Below are 573 nucleotides of genomic sequence, written 5' to 3'. Positions count from 1 at the left end.
ATTCGTGACGCAGCGTGTTTAAACTTTAACGTGTTTAGCCATGTCCGATAGTCAAATGTCCATCTTTTCACACCTTCGGGTGGATTAAGATTGTGACGAAGAAGAAATTTGGTTAATCGATGCTTCGCACGAAGCTCATCCTCTTTGGCATCTTCACGTGCTCTTACTAAATCACGAAGAGCTTCATCTTCTTCTGTAGGGACATGAATGGAAGTCAGTTCACCTGCGCGAAGAAGTTGAGCCAAGCGCATCGCGTCTCGTCGATCGGTTTTGACACGATCTCCTGGTTTTTGAGGAATTAAAGATGGTGCAATAACCTCACATTCAATTCCTTCACTAAGAAATAAACGATATAATCCATAGCCTGTTACTCCTGCTTCATAACAGAGGTGAAGGTGTTTAGGCTCCCCTAGTTTTTTAATGAGTTTTCTTATTGCCTCAGGGGTATGAGGAATCATTCCTATATACCTCGGCTCACTTCTTCCTTCTTCGGCGATTGCGACGGCAATTTTTTCTTTGGACACGTCTAAACCTACGTATTTTTTGGTATGCTTCATAATAAGCAACTCCTTT

Annotated in this window: 1 protein-coding gene; it reads right to left on the bottom strand. The window is 42.2% G+C overall.

Going from position 1 to position 573, the window contains the following annotated elements; genetic code table 11:
- Window positions 1–557 (bottom strand): IS110 family transposase (locus tag ACFQPF_RS11355; protein WP_379749720.1); only part of this gene is annotated, 557 nt, incomplete at its 3' end.
- Window positions 558–573 lie beyond the last annotated feature (16 nt).

Origin of the sequence: Fictibacillus iocasae (assembly GCF_042665465.1) — a bacterium.
GTDB lineage: Bacteria > Bacillota > Bacilli > Bacillales > Fictibacillaceae > Fictibacillus > Fictibacillus iocasae.
Note: the sequence above shows the minus strand (reverse complement) of the source record. Positions and strands in the feature narration are given on the sequence as shown.